Genomic DNA, 21,468 nt, shown 5'->3' on the forward strand with positions numbered 1-21,468 from the left:
GGAATCACCCAAAAACCAGCTTAGCCACTTCGGCATATTTTTTTACAAAGTGTACCGTAAAACCTTCACGAATATGTTCCGGCACCTCATCATAATCTTTACGGCAGGCCTCGGGGATAATCAGCTCGCGGATGCCCACCCGGCGCGCGGCAATCACCTTTTCACGAACCCCCCCTACCGCCAGTACACTGCCGGTTAGGGTGATCTCGCCGGTCATGGCCAAACGGCGGGGCAGGGGCTGGGTGCGTGCCAGACTCAGCAGCGCGGTGGCGATGGTAATGCCGGCGGAAGGACCATCTTTCGGGGTGGCCCCTTCGGGTACGTGCAGATGAATATTGCCCTTGAGCCGCTCACTTTTGCCGCCCAACTTTTCCACATTGGATTGTAAAAAGCTAAAGGCGATACGGGCCGACTCCTTCATCACATCGCCAAGCTGGCCGGTGAGCAACAGGGTATTACCCTCGGTGCTGGTCTGGGCGGACTCAATATCCAAGGTCGCCCCGCCAAGGGCGGTCCAGGCCAGACCGGTGACAATACCCACCCCGGTCAAAGGTTTCTCTTCACGGAAATCGGGCTTGCCCAGGTAGCTATCCAGATCATTCTGTCCCACGCTGATGGGGAGTTCAGCCTCCTCCAGCACCTTCACCGCCACTTTGCGGGCAATGGCCCCAATCTTTTGCTCAAGACGGCGCACCCCCGCTTCACGGGCATAGCCTTCAATGATCTCCCGCAGGGCACCATTGCTGACCCGTAACTGGCTTTTATCCAGGCCATTTTTTTCCAACTGCTTTGGCAGCAGATGATTACGCGCAATGCGCACCTTCTCAGAAGTAATATAGCCGGATAGACGAATGACCTCCATGCGGTCGAGCAAGGGGCGGGGAATGGTGTCAAGCTGGTTGGCGGTGCAGATAAACAGTACCTTGGAAAGATCAAACCGCACATCCATATAGTGGTCAAGAAACTCGGAATTTTGCTCCGGGTCCAGCACCTCCAGCAGTGCCGAAGCGGGATCACCTTGATAGCTTGCCCCAATCTTATCCACCTCATCAAGCATAATCAGTGGGTTGGCAACCTTAGTGTGTTTGATCGCCTGCACAAATTTACCCGGCATCGCCCCAACATAGGTGCGGCGGTGCCCCTTGATTTCAGCCTCATCGCGCATGCCTCCTACGGAGAAACGATAAAATTCACGCCCCACCGCCGTGGCTACTGAGCGACCAATGGAGGTTTTGCCCACCCCGGGCGGACCCACCAGTAGAATGATAGAGCCGCCGATCTCACCCTTGAGTTTGCCCACCGCCAGGAACTCTAAAATGCGCTCTTTAACATCCTCCAGACCATCATGGTCGCGGTCCAGAATGCGCCGCGCTCGGGCAATATTCAGCTTGTCGGTGGAGTGTACCCCCCAGGGTAGGCTGGTGAGCCAATCCACATAGTTACGGGTCACGCCATATTCCGAAGAGCCGGTTTCCAGGATGGCCAGTTTATCCAGCTCCTCTTCAATTTTTTGCTCAGCCTCTTCGGAGAGGGTGAGTTTTTCCAAGCGTTCGCGAAAACGGTCGATCTCGGCGGTGCGGTCATCTTTGGTGATGCCCAGCTCCTTTTGGATCTCTTTGAGCTGCTCCCGCAGGAAAAATTGACGCTGATGTTCCGCGATACCCTCTTCCACCTGGCGCTGGATCTTGTTTTGTAGTTTGACCACTTCCAGCTCTTTTTTGAGCAGGGTCAAGACCTTTTCCAACCGCGCCATAATGGGCAGGGTCTCCAACACCTCTTGCAGCTCTTCACGGCTGGAGGAGGTCATGGAAGCGACAAAATCCGCCAACCGATCCGGTTCGCTAAAGTTGTGCCGTGAAAGAAACATTTTGACCTGCTCCTGATAGAGCGAGTCATATTTAAGAATCTCTTTAAGGGTGTTGATCACCGCCATGGTGTAGGGTTTAAGGGCGTCGGTATCCACCACCGAGACCGGGTTATTATGGTGGGTAACTTGGGCCACAATGGGGGGGCCCACGCTCACCACATCCCGCACCTCAAAGCGCCAGAGACCCTCGGCCAGCAGCTTGATCTGTTTAGCCTCCTCATTGACGGAGGCTTCTAAAATGCGCACCACCGTACCGATGCCAAACAGTTGATTGGCGTCAAACACCTCTTGTCCATCCTCGGCGTGACTGGCGAGAATGCCGAACAGCCGCCCGTGGGAGTCCATCGCTTTTTTGATGGTCTCATAGTAGGGGGAGCCCTCTACCTGAATGGGGGTTAACATGCCGGGAAAGAAGGGGCGTCCGCCCAAGGGGTAGATTACCAGCTCGGTGGGCAAGCTGTTTTCTATGCGTACCGGTGGGGTCGCGTCAGTGGTGGCTTGAGCCCCCTGCTGATCCTCAATAATGGCATCCACAACTTCCGGTTCGTCGCTGCGCTGTTCAGACATAGAAGGTCCACCTTCAATACGGTAATAAAGGGAGAATAGCCCGAGATGGTGAGGGGTGTTGCTATGCACGCCCTACGCCATACACAATGGGCTCAAGGTAAATATGAGGTTGTGAGGCGGGGAATGCAAGGTAGCGTGGTGGCAAAAAGAGGCAGTGTTTAAGTCATACAAGCCAAAAAGGCTCCTCACCAGGGTGAGGAGCCTTTGGTATAACCTTAAATTAACCTTAGCATGCGCTTGGCCTAAGCATTAGCTGGCGGCGTGACCACAACCACCACCACCGGTGGCGGCGGGGGTAAAGGAGTTACCACAACCGCAGGTGCTTTGGGCATTGGGGTTTTTGATTTGGAAGGAGGCCCCATTGAGATCTTCGACAAAGTCGATCTCCGCGCCACGCAGATAGTTAATGGAGGTAGGGTCAACCAGAACCTTGACGCTGCCCGATTCAACGACCAAATCGGTATCTTCCTGATTTTCGTCAAAGGTAAAACCATACTGAAAGCCAGAACAGCCGCCACCAGAGACAAAAATACGCAGTTTAAGGTTGGGATTGTTCTCTTCAGCAATAAGCGAGGTCAGCTTGCTGGTCGCATTTTCAGTCAAAGTGATGGACATGGGAAAGCTCTCCTTAACATAAAACCCACAACAAGGGGTCTGGTCGTCATTGAAAGGGTTTGCGCTACCGGCAACTGGGGGTACAATCCACAGATACCGTAGATGCGAGAAAGGTCAGGGTGCCCAGCATAGGCGATCTAAGCATGACAGGCAATAGATGATTAGTCAACTTAATTGTTGATACCTCATCAAGGGCAGGGCATGCTAGCGGCGTCACCCTTATGCTGGGAGTCTATGTGTGGGGATAAAGTTTCCATGGGGTACCAGCAAGCGTGTGGCGGCTGTTGAGTCTTGCGCCATAAGGCGCTATTTTAAAAGATAAAAAGGGTGTTTTTATTATGGAGCGTACCGCGCGACCGCCCAAAAAGGGTAAAACCTTTCCCCCCTGTAGCCTCTGTAAAGAGCCGGTGCGTTTCGCCTGGACCTGCTCGTGTGGTTATGCCATGTGCACCCCCTGTTTGGATAATGAGGAGGTCATCGCCCGCACCAAGTGGAATGGTCGCACCTGGGCGTGTCCTGTCTGTGGTTTGGCCCATATGGGCCAAAACCGTTAAGATGCGCTGGCTTGGGCTACTCCTGCCGCTGCTTCTAACGGGGTGTCTTTCGCCGGGTTATCTGTGGCAGGCGAGTCAGGGCCAATGGCAGCTGATGACCCAGGCGCGGCCAGTGGCCGAGCTCCTGGCCGATGCGCAGACCGATGCGCCGCTCAAGCAACGGCTGGCGATGAGTCAGCGCATACGTCAGTTTGCCAAACAGCAGCTCCTCCTGCCCAGCGAGGCAAGCTATGCTACCTATGTGGCGTTGGATCGCCCCTATGTGGTGTGGTCGGTGACAGCGGCCCCCCCCTTGGGGCTAACCCCCAAACAGTGGTGTTTTCCGGTGGTGGGGTGTTTGAGTTACCGGGGCTATTTTTCGGCCCAGGGGGCGGAGGATTTTGCCCGCGAGCTACGCGCCGAAGGGTGGGATGTGGCGGTCTCGCCGGTGGCGGCTTACTCCACCTTGGGTTGGTTTTCTGACCCATTGTTGAGCACCACCCTGTTTTGGCCTCCAGGGGAGCTGGCCCATCTGCTGTTCCATGAACTGGCCCATCAGCGCCTCTATATTGCGGGGGATACCGCCTTTAATGAGTCCTATGCCGAGTGGGTCGCCCAGCAGGGGGTGCGCAGCTGGCTGGCCCAGCAGGGTAGCCCCGCCGCCGCCCAGCGCTACCAGCAGCACCAAGAGGGACGTCAGCAGTTTGAACAGCGCTTGCTAGAGCTGCGGGCGCAGTTGCAGGGACTCTATGAGAGCACCCTTAGTGAGACCGCCAAGGGCTACCAAAAACGGCAAGCCTTGGCCCGCTTTCGCTATGATTACGCCCAACGCAAAAAGGAGTTGGGGCTAAACTATGATGCTTGGGTGTATAAAGATTTGAACAATGCGCGGTTGGCGCTGCTGGGGCTCTATCGGCAGTGGTTACCCGCTTTTGCCCGACTGTTTGCCCAAGCCGAGGGGGACTGGGCACGGTTTCACGCAGCGGCAGCGGCGCTGGGGCAGCTACCCTATGCGCAGCGTCAACAGGCGTTGCAGCAATTGAATGGGAGTCACGATGGCTGAACAGGTGTTGTGCGTACATGGTCTGTTGATGAAGGGTGGCGAAATGCTGCAACTGGCCTATCGTCTGGAGCAGGCTGGTTTTGAGCCCCACTATTTCAACTATCCCACCCGCACCCGCAGTGTGGATGAAAACGCCGATGCGCTGGCCCAACGGGTAAGGCAGATGGCCGCCCCGGTGCATCTGGTTTGTCACAGCCTGGGTGGGGTGGTGGCGCTGCGTATGCTCCAGCGCCACAGCGACCTGAGCATGGGCCGGGTGGTGGCGCTGGGTTCGCCCTTTTTAGGCAGCCATGCGGCCCACACCACCTTTGAAAAATGGTGGGGGCGCTCCCTGTTGGGGGAGAGTTACAGCAGTGGTCTGGATGGTGAATCGATGGGCGAACTGCCCAAAGATTGTGAACTGGGGGTGGTGGCCGGGGATTGGCCCTACTCTTTGACCCGTCTGCTCATACCCGACCTGCCGGGGCAGAATGACGGCGTGGTGCGGCTGGATGAGACCCGCCTGGCCGGTGCCCAATGGTGTTGTGTGCATACCAACCACATGGGGCTGCTGTTCAACCCGCAAGCCGCCCAGCAGGTGGTGAGTTTTCTTCAGCAGGGCTGTTTTGAGCGTGGCCAGAGCGTGCCTCGCGCCGCCCCCAAAGAGAACCCCCACAAACCGGGGCTGATTCTGGTGCATACCGGTGAGGGCAAAGGGAAATCCTCCAGCGCCTTTGGGGTGGTGTTTCGCGCCGCAGGTTGGGGTAAGCGGGTCTGTGTGATCCAGTTCATCAAGGGAAAATGGCAGACCGGCGAAGAGCATGCCGCCAGCCGCTTTGAAAACATCGACTGGCACGCCCTGGGCGATGGCTTTACCTGGGATACCCAAAACCCGGAAAAAGATCGCCACACCTCCCGCGAGATATGGGCCTTTAGTCAGGCCATTATGCGCAGCGGGGAGTATGATCTGGTGGTGCTGGACGAGATTAACTACTGCTGTGGTTATGGCTGGATAAGCGGTCAGGAGATCGCCGAATTTTTAGAGCAAGAGAAACCCCACGCCATGCATGTCATCCTCACCGGTCGCAATGCCCCGGCAGCGTTGATCGAAGTCGCCCATACCGTCACCGAAATGGGCATGCTTAAACATGCCTATAAACAGGGGATTCAAGCCGCCAAGGGGATTGAGTTTTAACCCCCCCCTCTTAAAAGTAGCGGGCCAGCTCCAACTGGAGCATGCTATCCCGACGGCGGCTGTAGAGGGGGTCGCTGCTCTTGAGGTTAAGGTTGCTCCAGCCATCCAGCGAGAGCTTCCACTGCTCGCCTAAGCGACGGCTGGCCTCGACACTCAGGTAGAGGGCGTGGCTCTCTAAATCGGCGATGGCACCGGCCAAAAACTCGGTGGATTGGGTGTCATTGAGGGTAACACGCCCCCCCACCATCAGATCATTCTGAAAGGGCGAAAGGCTGTTGTTGCCCTGCTCTTCCCACATATATTCGCTGATCAGCCCCAGATCGGCATCACTCTCCAAAATACCGACAAAAGTATACTCAAACCCCCCAACCGCTGCCAGGCTGCGCCCTTGCAGATCATGGCGCGTTACCCCTTCAAACTTCCATAACCAAGCGTCGGTGGTGGCCTGCACCGTTAACCCGGTCTGCTCAAGCTGGTAGTAATAGGGGTAGAGTACCAGCGCACCGCTGGCTTCGGTTTTACTGCGCAGTTGAGGTTCGCGGGCGGTTCCGGAAAAATGGCTGAGGGAGAAATCCCACATATCCACGGTGTGGCTGTAGCGTACCGCAAAATCCTGATGCCACGCCTGCGCCGGGGATTCATAACTGGCCTCGTTCTGACGAACCCGGTAAAAATAGCCTGGGCGCCCCTGCCAACCGGGCAGGGTGCGCTCCCGGAAATAGGGCATCCAGTAGAGGTTTAGGGTACCCCAATCCTGAAAAAAGCCGGCAGAGAGCATGGGCTGCCCTAGCTTATCTTCACCATCAATGCCCTCTACCGCATCGGTCTGGTTGAGGATGTCCACCAGATGACGGGACTCTGTAACCCCCCAATAGAGTTTGCGCAACCCCACACTCACTTCCCAGTTGGCATCATCTAAATGGGTGACGGCCAGCTCCCGCAGGTCCACATGGCTACGCGCATGATCCTGGGCATCCAGGCGCACAAAAGGGGTAAAACGGAGCTGCTTATGGCCTTGATCCCACGCGCGAAAATACTCCCCCTGAGCGCTAAGCGCGGGGTAGAGCACCACCTGCCCACCCCGCAACGGGGCTTCGGGGAAAAGGCGCAGCTCCCCAGCCATATAACCAGACCACTCGCTACGCGGCGCGTCATCGGCCCAAGCTGGGGGGCTGCCAATCACCCACCCTAGGACCGTGGCAGCGGTCATGCCGGTGAGTTGGGGGATCATTGAGGAAAACAGCTTCATGATTAGCGGGTCCGTTGCATGCCGTCTTTGTGGAACTCTCGGTCAGAAAAGCCGTTTTTAAACCGATAATCGAGCCAGCTTAGCGTGGTCTGTTTGTGGGTCTGGTGATTGACCATAAGCATGAGCGATGGGCGCCAATAGCGCCCCAGATATTGCTGGTAGCCAGAGAAGGTTTGGGTTTTTAAAAGGTCGTTTTTACGGTCATAGTAGATAACCTGATTGGGCTGCAAACGCACCTTATCCAACCACACTTCCTGGCGGGTATAACCAGAGTACGCATAGGCCGGGCGGCGCTCAATGACCCAACTGTCGCGGCCATCAATCACCTCGTCACGCAGATAGTTGTAGGTATATTTGGCGACCTCTTGCGAGGCCAGATCCTCAAAGGCAAATTCACTGCCCATAAAGGGACCCGATTTATTACGCGACGCAATACGCTTAACCCGTTTGACGGCGGGTAAAAACATCCACTGATCGTCGGGTTTGACCGCGTGAGAGTGGGTGAGCATCACCGTGCCTTTAACATCCGCCGGGGTATCAAACACCGAGAGGGACATATCACCATCATCGGCGACCTCTTTCATCTTAATGCGAATCTTACGGCTGCTGCTATCCCCTTGGCGGTTGGTGAGCACCATCTCCAATTGGGCGGTGAGATCCACATAGCCAAAATCCTGCTTATCGGCCTCTTGCACCAGCCGCAAACCCTTCTCCTGACTGGTTTCGGCCTGGGCTTGGGGGCTGCCCAAAGCGGGTAGCAGCAGCAGTGTGCCCAGCAGCAGGCGCGGGAACAAACGGGGGGTCTTACGCATGGTTTTTACCTTCCATTTTAAGCAGCAGAACCGGCAGCAATAGAAAATCCACAATCAGGGCGATGGCAATGGCAATAGCGGTCATTAAGCCCATCTCCGCATTGAGTTTAAAGTCCGATAGGGTGAGCACCAAAAAGCCCGCCACCAAGACCAGGGTTGTCACCCACAAGGCGGTGCCCACCGTGGAAAAGGCATAACGCACCGCCTCTTCAGCGGTATGGTGATACTCGCGGCGGGCGCGTAGATACTTGCTCAAAAAGTGCACCGTGTCATCCACGATAATGCCCAGGGTCATGCCGGTTACCACCGACAGCGCCAAACCCACCTGACCATTGATCATGCCCCACAAACCAAAGGCAATCCCCGCTGGCACCAAGTTGGGGATCAGGCTGAGCAGGCCAAGCTTGACCGAGCGTAGAGCAATAATCATGGAAAGAGAGATTAAAAACAGCGCCACAGTAGTCCCCCCCAACATGCTCACAATGTTGCGCTTACCAATATGGGCAAACATCACCGTGGGGCTGGCCCCTTCCACCACCATCTGCGCGGGCCAGTTTTTCTGCATCCAGCCCCGCACCCGGTCGGCAAACGCCAATACCTCATTGGAGCTGATGCTCTGTAACGTGACCGACAGACGGGTCTTGGATTTGTTGACATTAATCTGGTTGTTTAAATCCAATCCATAGGGCAGCGACATCTCATAGAGCAACAGATATTGGGCGGCCAGATTACGCTCATCGGGCAGGGCATACCATTGGGGTTGATCCCCGTGCATATTACGGTTGAGCCGTTTAAAAATATCGGTAATGGTGCTCACATGGGTTACTTCTGGCTGGGTGCGTAGCCAGATGGCCAACTGCTCCACACGGGCCAGAAAATCGGGGTCGGCAATGCCGGAGTTTTCGCCAGAATCAATGGAAAAACCGATATTGTAGATGCCGGTCAGGTTGGCGGCGGTGTAGTCCGTGGCATTACGGAAATCCACATTTTTACTGAAATATTTCACAAACTCATCATTGAGCTGGTTGCGCGGAATAAACGCGATAAAGCCAATGGAAACGGCGGTCATGATGTAGAACAAGGGGGTACGTTTGGCGATCACCCAGTTGGCCAGCATCTCCATGGCATGGCTGGTGCGCGGGCGTTTTTTATGGGGTTTTACCGGTACCATGGCCATAAACACTGGCAAAAAAGTGACCGCATAGACAAACGCCGCCACCACCCCCATGGAGACGATATTACCCAGATCCCGAAAGGGCGGGGCATCGCTAAAATTCATGCTCAAAAAGCCGATGGCGGTGGTCAAACTGGTGAGAAAAATGGGGGCGAAGTTGATACGCAACGCCTCCACCATGGCCCCATGTTTATCCACATGTTTATAGCCGTAGACCACAAAAAAACTGACCAGCAGATGCACCGCGTCGGCCACCGCCATGGTCAAAATAATGGTGGGTGCACTGGCGCTGGGGCCGGTCAGTACAATGCCGCTCCAACCGGCCAAACCCATGCCGGTGATAATGGAGAAGAGGATGACCAACAGCGTGCCAAGGGTTGCCCAGGGGGAGTGCAACAGCATTAAAAAGGTCAAGATCACCACCCCAAACATCATGGGCACCAGGGTGCTCATATCCCTTTTGGAGAGTTCGGGAAAGGAGTTGTTCATCATCACCATGCCGGTGAGCCGTACCTCCATTTCGGGGTGGGCCGCCTGTAGTTGTGCCGCCATATTGCGTACAAAGGCAGCAATCTCTGGCACGGCGGTCTGGGTATTGTCATCCGGTAGCTGGATGGTCACATTAACCGCTGTAACCGTGCTTTGGGGATTGACCAAGCGGTGGAGCAACAGGGGTTCCGTGGTGGCGATGTTCTGGATGGCTTGCCACCCCTGGGCGGTGATCGCCGTTGGATCATCCACCAAATCCCCCACCACCAAATCATCCTCTTCAACCCAGGTGTGCTGATAGTTGGTGAGGGAATCCACCCGGATCGAATAGGGGATCTGCCAAGCCTGTTTGGTGAGATCTTTGATCACGCTCATGCTCTGGGCATCAAACACCTGCCCCGATTTTGGGGTGAGCACAAACATCACGTTGTCATCTTTGGTATAGCTGTTTTGCAACTCATCAAACGCCAGCAGTTGCGGATTATCCTTACCAAAAAAGATGCGGTAGTCGGTGTCAAACTTTAAAAATCGCACCCCCGAGCCCGCCGCCAGCATCACCCCCACCGTCAATAAAATCACCAGCAGCCGATAACGCAGCAGCCAGTTGGCATAGTTACGAATCATACAGTGGGCTCCTTGAGGGCAAAAAAAACAAAGGGGTTAGCCCCGCGCGTTGTTTGGGCTAAGCGTCCGAATATAGATAAAAAGTTGCTCAAAACAGCGGAAAAACAATTGCTTATCCTGGGCCGTTTTGGCGACACTTTCACACCCTTCGCGGGCAGCAAAAATAAACAGCGCAGTGGCGTCGGCATCCAACTCTTGGCGCAACTCTCCATGCTGTTGGGCGGTACGGATCTGCTGGGCCATGGTCTTAAGCCCCCACTGAAACAGCGCATCAATGCGCACACGAAAGTCTTCATCAATGGGGGACATCTCTTGGGCCAAGTTGGCTACCGGGCAGCCCAACTCAATAAAACTGGCGCCACGGTTGCGGATAAAGGTTTGGTGCGCGTGGATAAACCCTTCCACAAACCCCTTTTTTTCATCCATGTGGATGTTAAACTCATCTTGAAAAATGGCCGGTAGCAGCTCATCAATCACCGCTAAGCCCAACGCTTTTTTGTTGGGAAAATGGTGATACATGGCCCCCTTGGTCATCTCTGCCCGCTCCAGAATGGCCGACAGCGAGGCGGCCTGAAAACCCTTGCGATGGATCTCCCCCAAGGCGGCTTCCAGCAGACGTCGGCGGGTTGTGGCAGGATCACGTGTATCAGTCATAAAACCGTTCCAAAAGGGGATGAACATACCAATTGGTTTGTTCATGGTGAGGGTACATACCAATCGGTATGGGCGCAAAGAAAAAAACCTAAAACAGCCTAATTGTTGCTAATGGTCATAATTGGATAGAGTGATACTGGGTGCCCCACGGTCATGGTGGGTCAAGGCACGGCAGGTTTGAGAGGGTTGTATGAGGGGTTAGGGTTCTGCAACAGCGCGCGTGCTTGGGCAAAGTCAAACTGGGCTAGGGCGTTCTCTAAATCTGCCGCCAACTGCCCCTGCCCGCGCTGTTGTAACAGGGGGAAAAGTTGTTGCAGCAGCGCTTTGGCCTGAAGGTCATTGTCGTTTAACAAGGCCATAAATTGGGTCATGTCCGCTTCTAATTGTGGGGAGGGGGGCGTGGTCGCGGGGGGCAGTTGCGCAGGCATGGCCAAGCACGTAGCCTGTTGGCAGGTCAGCAGATGCTGCCACAAGCTGCTAAGTCCGGGTGCATCGCAGCCATGTTGCTGCACCATCGCTTCCAAACGTTCCAGGTAGTCAGCAAGCTGGAGCAGGGAGAGGTTTTTAGCGATCCCCTTCATGGCGTGGGCAGCACTCAGTACGGTGGTGGTGTCCCGTTCGGTATAGGCGTGGGTAAGGGGCGTAAAGTAGCGCTCACACTCCGTGGCAAAGTAGCCAAGGCGGTTCATTAAACGGTCAAAATCCCCACCCAATCGCAGAAACAGGTCTTGCTTGTCGATGAGTTGAGGGTCAGGTTGCCACTGCTGCCAGCGCTGCTGACTCGCTAACAGGGGTTGCTGGTAGGGGTCCTCTTCGCCCTGGGGTTCGGGCAACCAGAGGCGTAAGGTGCTGTAGAGGGTCTGCATGTCGATGGGTTTGATCAAACAATCATCCATACCTGCCTCTAGACAACGTTGACGATCCGCCGCCGTGCCATTGGCTGTCATCGCAATGATGGGTAGGGTGCCCTTAGGATGGTGCAGCCGGATCAGCTGGGTAGCGGTTAGGCCGTCCATTTGGGGCATCTGCATATCCATCAAAACCCCGTGTAGGGGAAAATTATCGCGCTCTAACATCGCCACCGCCTCGGTGCCGTTGACGGCGTGCAGACAGCCAATCTGCGCCCGCGCCAAGAGCTCTTGCAGCATCTCACGATTAAGCCGGTTATCCTCCGCCACCAACAGCGTTACATCGGGCCAATGGGGAATGCTTAATGTCTGTGCCGATGGGGTTAAGCTCTTCGCAAGGTCATCCTTACACAGACTAAAAGGCAGCAGACACGAAAATTTACTGCCTGCGCCCAGGGTACTCTCAAGCTGCATCTCTCCCCCCATGAGGTGGACCAACCGCTTGCTAATAGCCAGCCCCAAACCGCTACCACCATAGGTGCGGGTGGTAGAGAGATCTCCCTGCACAAAGGGTTGAAACAGCCGCTCTTGTTGGGATGCCTCAATGCCAATACCGCTGTCGATCACCTCGAAGCGCAGCAGACAACGGCCCTCGGGGGTGGGCTCGTTGCCATACATGCCCAGCACCACCTTGCCCTGGTGGGTGAACTTGATGGCATTGCTCACCAAGTTGATCAACACTTGGCGTAGCCGCAAGGCATCGCCTAACAACAGGGTTGGCATGCTCCCTTGTTGAAAGGTATGAAAGTGCAAACCTTTGGCTTGCGCCTGGGGCGCCAGCATCTGCGCGATCTGCTGCAACTGTTCCGTTGGGGAGAAGGGAATCTGCTCCAACGCCAACTGCTCAGCATCAATTTTTGAAAAATCCAACACATCATTCAGCAAAGCCAGTAAGGTCTGGCTGGCGGTGCGGATGGCTTGCAGATGGCGATCATGGGGGGCGGGCGGATGCTGGGTTAGACTCAGCTCGGTAAAACCCATAATAGCGTTCATGGGGGTGCGAATTTCATGACTCATATTGGCCAAAAACCGCCCTTTAACGGCATTGGCCCGTTGGGCTTCGGCGGTGGCCTGTTTAACCATCTCTTGATCCCGACGCCGCTGTAATACCCGCCACAACCCTTGGGCAAAATAGTGTAGGTGTTGGATGTCCCGGTTGTCATAGGGTGTGCTTGCACCCAATACCCCCAGTAGCGCGATAACCTGACGATCCTCAAACAAGGGCAGCACCAAAGCAGGCTGATCCGTCGCCGCTTGGGCATGGTGGAGCACCGACTCCTTACTAATAAACGCTTGTTGGCTGGGGGCAAAACGCGCCGGGCGGTAGCGATCCACCGCGGCAGGATCCCTTGGCGCTGGATAGAGACGCTCCTGACAAATATGGTTTAGGCTGCTGTCCATCCAGATAAAAAAAGCTTGGGGACTGGCCGATAAAGTAATGGCACCCTGGAGCGCAAGCTCCATGAGGGCATCCCCACTGGCGTAGGCCACCTCATTGAGTTTTAAGAGCCATGTATTCCGACGTTCCTCGCGAGTATGGGCCTCCTGGATCAGATGTTCACGGGTAATATCCTGAATAACGATGTGAATTTTTATGGTGGCCGGGCCTTGTCGAATGGGTTGCAACAGGGTGCGCAGCCAGAGCTGGTTATGCCCGCCCAGACTGGCGACCATATCCCCTTTTAGACCACTCTGAAGGGCAATCTCCAACATATGCTGGAGCCGCTCTCGATCCTCGATCCCATAGAGATCAAGCAGATCCTGCAACGTGGTAGGGGGAGCCCCATAACTGTTGGTCAGTTGTAAAAAGGCCTCTGTTACCGACAGCTGGTCGTGGGTAGGATCCCACGCACATCCCCCGATGCGGGCCATGCTCTGTACCTCGGCAAGCAAAGAGCGCCGCTCATCAGCCAGCGCAATGGTCTCTTGCAGTGCGGTGGTGCGTTGCGCAACCTCTGTTTGTAACTGCTCATTAAACCGTTGTGTGCGTTGATGAATATGCTGTAATCGTTGCAATAAAAGGTGAATCGCCCGCGCCAAGGTGCCCACCTCATCCTGGCGATTTTGGTGGGGAATGCTGCCCTCATGAAGTGACTTTGCCAACATGTGCGCCGACTCGGTAAGGTCCCGTAAGGGCGCCCAGAGGCGATAGGCCATCCAGGCCGTTAGGAGGGTAAGCAGGGTCACCAGTGCAAGCACGATCAAGGTAAGCTTGTGCGCCAATTGATTGGTAAGCAACTGAAGCATGCGATCTGAGGTTACACCCAGCACAATCAAAGGGGGGCTCCGCTGCTGAGAATCGAGATGGATGAGCTGTCCGGCGATCAGTTTGTGCTGGGCTTTGAGTGGGATCAGAAAGGGTTCCCCTTCAATAAGGGTATTAAAGTCAGGCCATGTTAGTTGAGGATACTCCTGAAACAGTCCCGCAGGGCCACCCTGACTAAGGGTAAACATGCGGGTCGCATCGGGATGGTAGAGGTACTCGCCATTGGGATAGATAAGGCGAATGGATACCCGATTGTCCAGAGTGGCGAGGCGTTTGACCACTTGGGAAAAATCCAGATTAATCACCATAACCCCACGGATGAGGTTGTGAGAATCATACACTGGGGTAGAAAGGCGCATAACAGGGCGAATGGGATGCTCCACCTGACCATGTTCTTGGTTGAGCTCAATGGGGCTTATGGTGTCGCGTCCACGGGGCAACTCTAAAGCGGTTTTGTAATAGGGTCGGTTGCCTTTGGTTTGTAGCTGGGCCGGTACCAAGGTCGCTATAATATTACCGATTCTTCGCTCTATGCGTATCTTCTCCTTGCCCTCATCCTCAATACAAATCAATCGGAACTGAGCATAGGAGGGACGATTTTGCATGATGCCAATCATCTGCTCGCTCAGTGGCGCGGGGCTCCCTTGGGGGTTGTCCAGATAGTCGAGCAGCACCGGACTGTGGAGCAAAATATCCATGTCCTGGCGCATCTGCACAATGGTGTCACGCAAAAAACTAATTTCATTGGTAACGTGGCTGGTCACCATTTGTGCGGTCTGCAACGCCAGCAAGGCACTGGCTTGTTGAAAACCATAGCTGGCGATTGACAATAAGCCGCCGCCCATCAAGACAAAGGCGTAAAAGGCATAACGAATAGGCAGTGAAAACGGCAACATATATGCTTCCTACGCAGTAGGGGAGCTTTATGGGGATGCGGAGATAAGGGGTCGTCATCCTCTGCACAGCCCCTATGCTTGGGTCGAGGAAGAGGCCTCCCTTGTTTGTGACGCAACCGGGTACATCTGTACATGTTAAAGCAGGCAACAGGCTCAGGCTAGCCTGTTCTGAGCATCCGCACAATTCTATCGTCGCAACGCCAACAGGCCGAGTATAATCACCAACGCGACCGAGTAGGTCGCGTTGGTGGCTTAATCATATCCCGGTGTTATAGGGTATCGAGGTAGAGCCGATCTAGGCGTTTAAAGAGATCCTTGCGCAGTTCATTAAAGCGATGCAATCCCTGTTCCGCCCCTTCCTGGTTAAACTCATTCATCAGTTTCACCACCTCACGGGCGGTTTCATGTACCTTTTGGTGGGGGGTCGCAATCTCAATAAACAAGGGGTTATCCCCCATGGTTGACTGGGCCTCATTATAGTACCATTGACCAAAGGCACAATCACGGGCAGTGGCCACATCCTCTGGTTTAATGCTGCTACGACCGCGAATAACCCCAACCAGTTTGCCCAGCCACCCAATATGGGCCTTTTTAACCGATTGGATATCCAAGGCAGGCGTGCCAATATTAAAGGCCTCTGCGGCTTTGTTCAGGGCGTCACAGGACTCATCGCTCATTTCACTCAACATACCTGCATGGGCAATGGCACCATCCAAAAAGTTGGCAAAATCCATGGATTGCAACATTTTTTTCTGTACGTTGGCCGATGCTTCATAGATCTCGCCCGAGTTATTTTTAATCACATTCAGCCGCTGCGATGCTTGACTGCTGTTCTGAGCCACCTGTTCTGCGCTGCGCGCTACCTGCGAAGCCGAGGCCGCGATTTCATTGGTCCCTGCGGCGGCTTCTAAGGCGGCACGGGCAACCTCGGTCGAGGCGGCTTCCAACTCCATGGCGTTGCGCCCAACCTCTTGCCCCGCAATGGTGACATCATGCATGGAGTCATTAATGCGGGCCACTGCCCCGGACTGCTCCTCCACCGCTTCGGTGATCTGGGCTGTGGTTTTGCCAATTTGTTGGATCATCTCATTGACATTAAAGCTAACCTTGGCCGCCTCTTGGGTGTTGTTTTGGATCTCTTGAGTGCGCTGTTCAATCTGTTTGGTGGCATCGGCAGTCTGTTTGGCCAGATCCTTGACCTCGTTGGCAACCACCGCAAAGCCCGCGCCAGCCTCGCCAGCACCGGCGGCCTCAATGGACGCGTTCAGCGCCAGCATATTGGTTTGATCGGCAATGGTCTTAATAAGCCCTACTACCTTAACAATTTCACGGGCTGACTCGGTTAAAGCCTCCATGGTGGTCTGAGTCTGTTGGGTAAATTGCTGGGCTTCATTGGATTTGCGATCAGCCTGAATGCAGCGGTTGCGCACTTGATCCAGAGAGTGGTTAAGCTCATCCAGCGCACCAGAAACATGCCCAACGGAAAGGTTAACCTGTTCGAGACTGCTGTTCACCGCCGTGATGTTGCCGGTCATCTGCTCGGCGGCGGCGGCCATGGTATTCACATTTTGACTGGCCTGTTCAGAGGCTGCGGCAATCGAGGAGACGCTACCAGAAAGGTCATCCGCCGTGGCGGTAAGGCTTGCCATGTTGTTGTCGGCCTGTTCCAAATCCACCCGCAGGGATTGGGTCATGGCATCAATACCATCATTGATAGAGACCACCTCTTGAGCCAATCCATAGCTCTCACCGGAGTCTCTTTTTAGGTCATTCTGGGCCTCTTTCTGCTCCAAGACGGTGGCGCGCATGGTTAAGGCTTGCAGTTTTAAGGTGGCCGCCATTTGGAACAAATCACGGGACATTTGCATGACATGCTGGGCCAAGGAGTGGGGTTTGGCGTTTTTGAAAATGACCCGGTGGGTGAGGTCCCCACGGCCCAAGCGTTCCATCACTTGGCTCAATTCAATGGGATCCGCCCCCAATTTATCAAGCACAAGGCGCGCAACAAAGGTTCCCATGGCCAAGATCACGATGATTGAAACGATAAAAATCAGCACGGAGCGGGTAACCAAATGGCCCATTTGCGTCTCGACGATTTCCAACGCCTTGAGCATGCCCGCCACATATTTCTTTTCTAGAATAATTAGGTCATTTTCTAGCGCTTTGGCTTTTTCATCCACGTCACCCATTAAGGCGTTGCCTTCGGTAGGGCCGCCACTGACGTAGCTTTGGGCCATCTGCCGCGCTTGCGCGTAGTAGGCGTCAAAATGGCTCTCCAGGAGGTCTAAAAAGTTTTTGTCTTTGCCTTCAGCCGCAGAGACTTTACGGAACTCGTGCAACTGTTTTTTAAACAAATTGGCATGGTTGGCGGCTTCATTAAAGCCATCATCTAGACCATTGAGGGCTTGGGTGGCGGAAACATCGGTGAGCCACAGGTTAACCTGGGCCACTTCATACTTCATGCTAAGGGCAAGCTGGTTGAGGGGCACTACACGAGATTGCACATGGTGAATTCGCTGCTGGGAGCTGTTGCTGGCGCTCCATATGACCAACCCTGTGCCGAGCATAGTTAAGGTAGGCACTAAAATAAGCAATCTAATCAGTGTTTTGAACTTCCATAGCGATAGATTAAACACCGCATGATCCTTATCTGTTGTGGTGACTCAACGTCTTCTCCATCACACTGGAAAAAACCGTGAGGATACGAATGTCATATATATGCTGTTTAGAACCCGGCCATTGTAGCCGAGTTTGTGATGAAACCCAAGCGTGGTAAGGTGTCATAACGAACTCTTAGGGCAACTTGGCCACTTTATCTTAAGGGGGAGAAGGTTGCCGATAGACCGCTGAACAGGTGTCCCTTGTGCATTTTTTGCCGCATCCACCTTGTTCTCCCACGCCGCTTACCAAGACCAATGCGCAAAACTTGGTTCAGCCCCCCCTGGCCGTGTCAAAGCCCTGCTCCCATATGTCTTGATGTATATATGCGATTGCCATGCCAAAAAAACAGGTAGTTTCGTAGTGTTAGTCGTTTTGTAAAAATAGACCAAGCACCCTATTAGCAGCAGATTGATGCGGTGTGCCAGAGGGAGCGTTCGGGCTGGAACAGTTTTTGAAGGGAGGGTAGGCGGGGGATAACAAATGAGGCTAAACAGACAAGCCTTGCCTACAAGGTCTGTAAGGAGAGTTAAGATGCGTCAAGCCGTAATTTTGGGGGCCGGCGTCGCCCTAATGTGGCTGGTCAGTGCCCTTTGTATCCTGGGTTGGCAGGGTTTAAGCCAAGATATGGGTTGGGCCGTCAGCATTATCGCCCTATTGGTGGCCTCTGGTACCCTTATGCATTACCTCGTGCAATTTATGAGTGGCGGTTGGGAGAGCGTGGATGAAGCCATGCAACGCTCAAATCGCATCTCATCCCAGTTACGTTAAGCCAACGAGGGTGTGGTAAATCCTCAAGGAAACCAGGGAGCTGAAGGTGCATGCTCCCTGGAGATCCTGGCCGTGACATCCTGTATCTGTGGTTTCACGGCTGCTGCTAACGCCATGGGTGAATGGGTCTGGCGTGCCACCCTAAGGGTGCTTGATGCTCGGCCAAGCATGTCGTGTAAGCGGTGCCCGACGCAGCGGTTATTCTTGTAGAGGGCTGGTTAGTTGCACCACCTCTGGGGTAAATTGGTAACCGACACCATGGATGGTGATCAACAGTTTAGGGTCCCTCGCATCGACCTCTAATTTACGCCTAAGGCGATTGACCATCACATCAATGGTACGGTCGTTGGGGCTCCATTCCCGATTGCTTACCGCATCCAACAGCTGATCCCGGCTCTGCGCACGACCCGCGCGGTTGACAAAAGCCAAGAGCAGACGAAATTCACCATTGGTTAATTCAACCTGCCGTCCATCCCGATGGTAAACCTGCCGCGCCGAATGCGAGAGTGTCCAATGATCAAATCGATAGCTGCCAAGCTCATCCAGATCGCGGCAACTGTTAGCATAGTGCTTGATCAAATCAATGCGTCGTAAGAGTACTTTGACCCGGGCCAGCAGTTCCCTTTCGTTGAAAGGTTTGACCACATAATCATCCGCCCCCAGTTCTAACCCGATGATTCGGTCAACCTCTTCTGATCGAGACGATACCAGAATAATGCCCAACTCAGCAGACTCGGCCCGTAAATTCTGAGTGATGCTAAGACCATCACGACCGGGTAGGTTAATATCCAAGAGCACCAGATCTATCCCACCACCATTAAGCACCCTCTGCATGCTCCGAGCATCCTCGGCAGCATGGGTCCGATAGCCGGCATTGTTAAAATAACCGCTGAGCAACGCACGGGTTACCTTGTCATCTTCCACAATCAATATTTCGTGGCGCTGAGGCATAATAATCCTGATCAAGAAAAAAAGGGGACGCTAGGGTCTTGATGGAGAAGTGATAAGGGCGCTCCGTTAGGTTGATGGTGGCCTACTGAGACAATAGATCCTCCTGCTTTAACCTGGTACCGCAAGGTGGCCCTTGGTTAAGCGCTGAAACGACGCCCCCCAAAAACGGGTTAGTCGCCACGATGCAGCAGGTCCCAGGGCCAAGCCAAGAAAGCCACCCATCTCGAAATATAACATGGTCGGGATGGTCGGCCAAAGTATTTACAACTCATTAACACTTTTTCGGAAAGTGTTAACAGTGTGGCCGAACCATGTTTACATGGCATGTGTATAAATAGAAGGCATGAGATGTTGGGTGGTCAAAATGATGATGAAGCGATTCATTCGCAGCGAGTAGGGCCCTTTTGATGGTGGAGTTCGGTGGTATTTACCCACCGCCAGCATGCAGAGGGGGAGCAAATAAACCTGCTTGGCGCTATTAAACGCCCTGGGATTTTAACAAACAAAAGGCCCTGTTGTAGGATGCAACAGGGCCTTTTGTTGATTTTGGCTTATGATAAAGGCCCTGGGTGTTGACCGCAGGGCCTGTCATTTTGTTCGGGCAAAATCTGGTCGAGCAGCGTCAAACAGGTGATTTAATGTTTCGCCATAACGGGTGTTTGATGAAGACCCATATTCTCTCGCATCACACCCATTGCTGACCAGAGTTGATAAACACGCATGATATAGTCAAAATTACCAGATACCTGCTGGACACGTGCCCGATAGAGCTCGTTTTTGGCATTGAGCACATCCAAATGGGTGCGTTTATCCAGTTCAAACTCTTGCAGGTAGGATTTAACGGTATCTTGCTGCGCTTTGACCTGTTTTTCCACCAGCGCAACGCTGTGCTTAGCCATCTCCATCTGTTCCCATGCGGTGATCACTTGCTCACGCACAGTACGCTGGTTTAGAGAGAGCGTTTCACGGGTTTGGTTGATGCGATGATCGCTCTCACGGTAAGCTGCTAAATCACTGCCGCCATTGAAAATATTATATTTCATGTTCAGCATGGCTGACATAGCCTGGGCATAACCACGGGTCCCGCTCACATTGCCATTATTGCTGGCTGTAAGGTCCAGGGTAATGCTAGGCATGAAGCTGGATCTGGATTTTAACTTGGCAAAGGTCGCCGCATTGAGGTCTTGTTGCGAACCTAACAGCAGCGGATGCATCTGTGCGGCAATCTCTAGGGCCTGATCAAGGGTTTCAGGCAGATTCTCTTTAGGGAGCGCTGGGGTCGCCAACATGCCTGGGCTTTCGCCAATAACCCGTTCGTAGGTTGCCCCGGCGATATTAATCTTACCTTTGGCTTGAACCAGGGTATCCTTGGCGCTAAACAGGCGGCTTTCGGTCTGTTGTACGTCAGCCTTTTTGCCTTGGCCACCAGCGGCGAGAGCTTTAAGCTTTTTTAGGGTCTCTTCGTGGTCTTGCACATTCTCTGCGGTCAGCGCCAAAATTTGCTGCTGCTTGGCGCGTTCCATAAAGGCTTCCATCGCTTGTCTACCCACTTTTTCAGCGGTGCGATCAAAGGCGTGTAATGAGGATTGGTCTGAGGCTTTTGCACGTTTAACGTTGGTGTAGGTGGACAGGCCATCAAACAGTTTTTGACTCACTGTGGCGCTGGATTCCCCCCGGTTCATGGTGGTGGTACCCTTATTAGCGGCCCGCGTGGTGGTATTATCCGTCACCTCTTTACCGTAACCCGCAGCCAGATCGAGGGTAGGAAAATAGCCTGCCCGTGCCTGGCGCACCAGTTGGGTATTGGCTTGTTTGTTTTCCCACGAGGCCAGCACTTCAGGGTTGCTGCTGAGCGCCTTGAGCACAGCATCCTGCAAGGTCAAGGGAGCACCTTCCTGTGCCCAAGCGCTACCCATACCCCATGTGAGGGATAACAGGGTTAAAAGTTGAGTCGATCGATGCTTGAGCATAAATGCGTTCCCAGCCAAAGAGCACAGAGATCTTGTCAGATCGTTAATTGCGGTAAGACTTAAAGTGACAACCCCGCCACTATTTACGCACAAGAGCCAGTTTGATGGCAGTCGTATGCCCTGACAAAGGGCTACCGCATACCCTATGCCAAAGTTTTTAGTGTAGAAGCAGGGCGGCCTAAAAAAACCGAACCCGCTACGTGCCCACGCAAAAGTCATAGGCAAGG

The 21,468-nt window shown here is 54.1% G+C and carries 14 protein-coding genes; 4 read left to right on the top strand and 10 right to left on the bottom strand.

The window, feature by feature from the left end; all coding sequences use genetic code 11:
- Window positions 1-4: 4 nt before the first annotated feature.
- The gene (gene lon, locus MMC1_RS02755; protein ID WP_011712226.1) at window positions 5-2,434 is read right to left on the bottom strand and encodes an endopeptidase La; all 2,430 of its coding nucleotides are present in this window, start codon (window positions 2,432-2,434) and stop codon (window positions 5-7) included.
- 249 nt (window positions 2,435-2,683) lie between these two features.
- Window positions 2,684-3,049: an iron-sulfur cluster insertion protein ErpA gene (gene erpA / locus MMC1_RS02760; RefSeq protein ID WP_011712227.1), complete on the bottom strand. Its 366-nt coding sequence runs from the start codon at window positions 3,047-3,049 to the stop codon at window positions 2,684-2,686.
- Window positions 3,050-3,387: 338 nt separating this feature from the next.
- Between erpA and MMC1_RS21805 the strand changes: the two genes are divergently transcribed.
- The 3 genes from MMC1_RS21805 to cobO all read left to right on the top strand — a co-directional run bounded on the left by MMC1_RS21805 (window position 3,388) and on the right by cobO (window position 5,819).
- A complete protein-coding gene (locus MMC1_RS21805; protein WP_041640686.1) occupies window positions 3,388-3,603 on the top strand; it encodes a hypothetical protein in 216 nt (71 codons plus the stop codon).
- 1 nt (window position 3,604) lies between these two features.
- Window positions 3,605-4,645 carry an aminopeptidase gene (locus tag MMC1_RS02770; protein WP_041640688.1) on the top strand — a complete coding sequence of 347 codons (1,041 nt, stop codon included), beginning with the start codon at window positions 3,605-3,607 and terminating at the stop codon, window positions 4,643-4,645.
- A gap of 622 nt (window positions 4,646-5,267) precedes the next feature.
- Complete coding sequence (gene cobO, locus MMC1_RS22480; RefSeq protein ID WP_041641842.1) at window positions 5,268-5,819, top strand: cob(I)yrinic acid a,c-diamide adenosyltransferase; 552 nt, start codon at window positions 5,268-5,270, stop codon at window positions 5,817-5,819.
- 10 nt (window positions 5,820-5,829) lie between these two features.
- Here cobO and MMC1_RS02780 read toward each other — a convergent pair whose 3' ends face one another.
- The 6 genes from MMC1_RS02780 to MMC1_RS02805 all read right to left on the bottom strand — a co-directional run bounded on the left by MMC1_RS02780 (window position 5,830) and on the right by MMC1_RS02805 (window position 17,395).
- A complete protein-coding gene (locus MMC1_RS02780) occupies window positions 5,830-7,068 on the bottom strand; it encodes a hypothetical protein (RefSeq protein ID WP_011712230.1) in 1,239 nt (412 codons plus the stop codon).
- Window positions 7,069-7,070: 2 nt separating this feature from the next.
- A complete protein-coding gene (locus tag MMC1_RS02785; protein ID WP_011712231.1) occupies window positions 7,071-7,880 on the bottom strand; it encodes an outer membrane lipoprotein-sorting protein in 810 nt (269 codons plus the stop codon).
- Window positions 7,873-10,167, bottom strand: coding sequence for an efflux RND transporter permease subunit (locus MMC1_RS02790; protein ID WP_011712232.1), 2,295 nt, complete (start codon window positions 10,165-10,167; stop codon window positions 7,873-7,875). Before MMC1_RS02790 ends, MMC1_RS02785 begins: the two co-directional genes overlap by 8 nt.
- A gap of 36 nt (window positions 10,168-10,203) precedes the next feature.
- Window positions 10,204-10,821: a TetR/AcrR family transcriptional regulator gene (locus MMC1_RS02795; RefSeq protein ID WP_041640690.1), complete on the bottom strand. Its 618-nt coding sequence runs from the start codon at window positions 10,819-10,821 to the stop codon at window positions 10,204-10,206.
- Window positions 10,822-10,982: 161 nt separating this feature from the next.
- Entirely contained in the window at window positions 10,983-14,891 is a 3,909-nt protein-coding gene (locus tag MMC1_RS19535; RefSeq protein WP_011712234.1) for an ATP-binding protein, read from the bottom strand.
- A gap of 269 nt (window positions 14,892-15,160) precedes the next feature.
- Window positions 15,161-17,395, bottom strand: coding sequence for a methyl-accepting chemotaxis protein (locus tag MMC1_RS02805; RefSeq protein WP_160162650.1), 2,235 nt, complete (start codon window positions 17,393-17,395; stop codon window positions 15,161-15,163).
- 688 nt (window positions 17,396-18,083) lie between these two features.
- On the opposite strand from MMC1_RS02805, the gene MMC1_RS02810 reads away from it, so the two are divergent.
- On the top strand, window positions 18,084-18,320 hold the full coding sequence (locus MMC1_RS02810; RefSeq protein ID WP_041640695.1) for a hypothetical protein: 237 nt from the start codon (window positions 18,084-18,086) through the stop codon (window positions 18,318-18,320).
- A 198-nt stretch (window positions 18,321-18,518) separates the two neighbouring features.
- On the opposite strand, the gene MMC1_RS02815 is transcribed toward MMC1_RS02810, so the two are convergent.
- Both MMC1_RS02815 and MMC1_RS02820 read right to left on the bottom strand, forming a co-directional pair.
- Entirely contained in the window at window positions 18,519-19,271 is a 753-nt protein-coding gene (locus MMC1_RS02815; protein ID WP_011712237.1) for a response regulator, read from the bottom strand.
- Between the two features lie 635 nt (window positions 19,272-19,906).
- The gene (locus tag MMC1_RS02820) at window positions 19,907-21,241 is read right to left on the bottom strand and encodes a TolC family outer membrane protein (RefSeq protein WP_011712238.1); all 1,335 of its coding nucleotides are present in this window, start codon (window positions 21,239-21,241) and stop codon (window positions 19,907-19,909) included.
- Window positions 21,242-21,468 lie beyond the last annotated feature (227 nt).

This window comes from Magnetococcus marinus MC-1 (genome assembly GCF_000014865.1).
GTDB classification, from domain to species: Bacteria; Pseudomonadota; Magnetococcia; order Magnetococcales; family Magnetococcaceae; genus Magnetococcus; species Magnetococcus marinus.

Bases quoted from the DNA above. Each gene is read 5' to 3' on its own strand.
- lon (WP_011712226.1), bottom strand. From the start codon at position 2,434: ATGTCTGAACAGCGCAGCGACGAACCGGAAGTTGTGGATGCCATTATT.
- erpA (WP_011712227.1), bottom strand. From the start codon at position 3,049: ATGTCCATCACTTTGACTGAAAATGCGACCAGCAAGCTGACCTCGCTT.
- MMC1_RS21805 (WP_041640686.1), top strand. From the start codon at position 3,388: ATGGAGCGTACCGCGCGACCGCCCAAAAAGGGTAAAACCTTTCCCCCC.
- MMC1_RS02770 (WP_041640688.1), top strand. From the start codon at position 3,605: ATGCGCTGGCTTGGGCTACTCCTGCCGCTGCTTCTAACGGGGTGTCTT.
- MMC1_RS02780 (WP_011712230.1), bottom strand. From the start codon at position 7,068: ATGAAGCTGTTTTCCTCAATGATCCCCCAACTCACCGGCATGACCGCT.
- MMC1_RS02785 (WP_011712231.1), bottom strand. From the start codon at position 7,880: ATGCGTAAGACCCCCCGTTTGTTCCCGCGCCTGCTGCTGGGCACACTG.
- MMC1_RS02790 (WP_011712232.1), bottom strand. From the start codon at position 10,167: ATGATTCGTAACTATGCCAACTGGCTGCTGCGTTATCGGCTGCTGGTG.
- MMC1_RS02795 (WP_041640690.1), bottom strand. From the start codon at position 10,821: ATGACTGATACACGTGATCCTGCCACAACCCGCCGACGTCTGCTGGAA.
- MMC1_RS19535 (WP_011712234.1), bottom strand. From the start codon at position 14,891: ATGTTGCCGTTTTCACTGCCTATTCGTTATGCCTTTTACGCCTTTGTC.
- MMC1_RS02810 (WP_041640695.1), top strand. From the start codon at position 18,084: ATGCGTCAAGCCGTAATTTTGGGGGCCGGCGTCGCCCTAATGTGGCTG.
- MMC1_RS02815 (WP_011712237.1), bottom strand. From the start codon at position 19,271: ATGCCTCAGCGCCACGAAATATTGATTGTGGAAGATGACAAGGTAACC.
- MMC1_RS02820 (WP_011712238.1), bottom strand. From the start codon at position 21,241: ATGCTCAAGCATCGATCGACTCAACTTTTAACCCTGTTATCCCTCACA.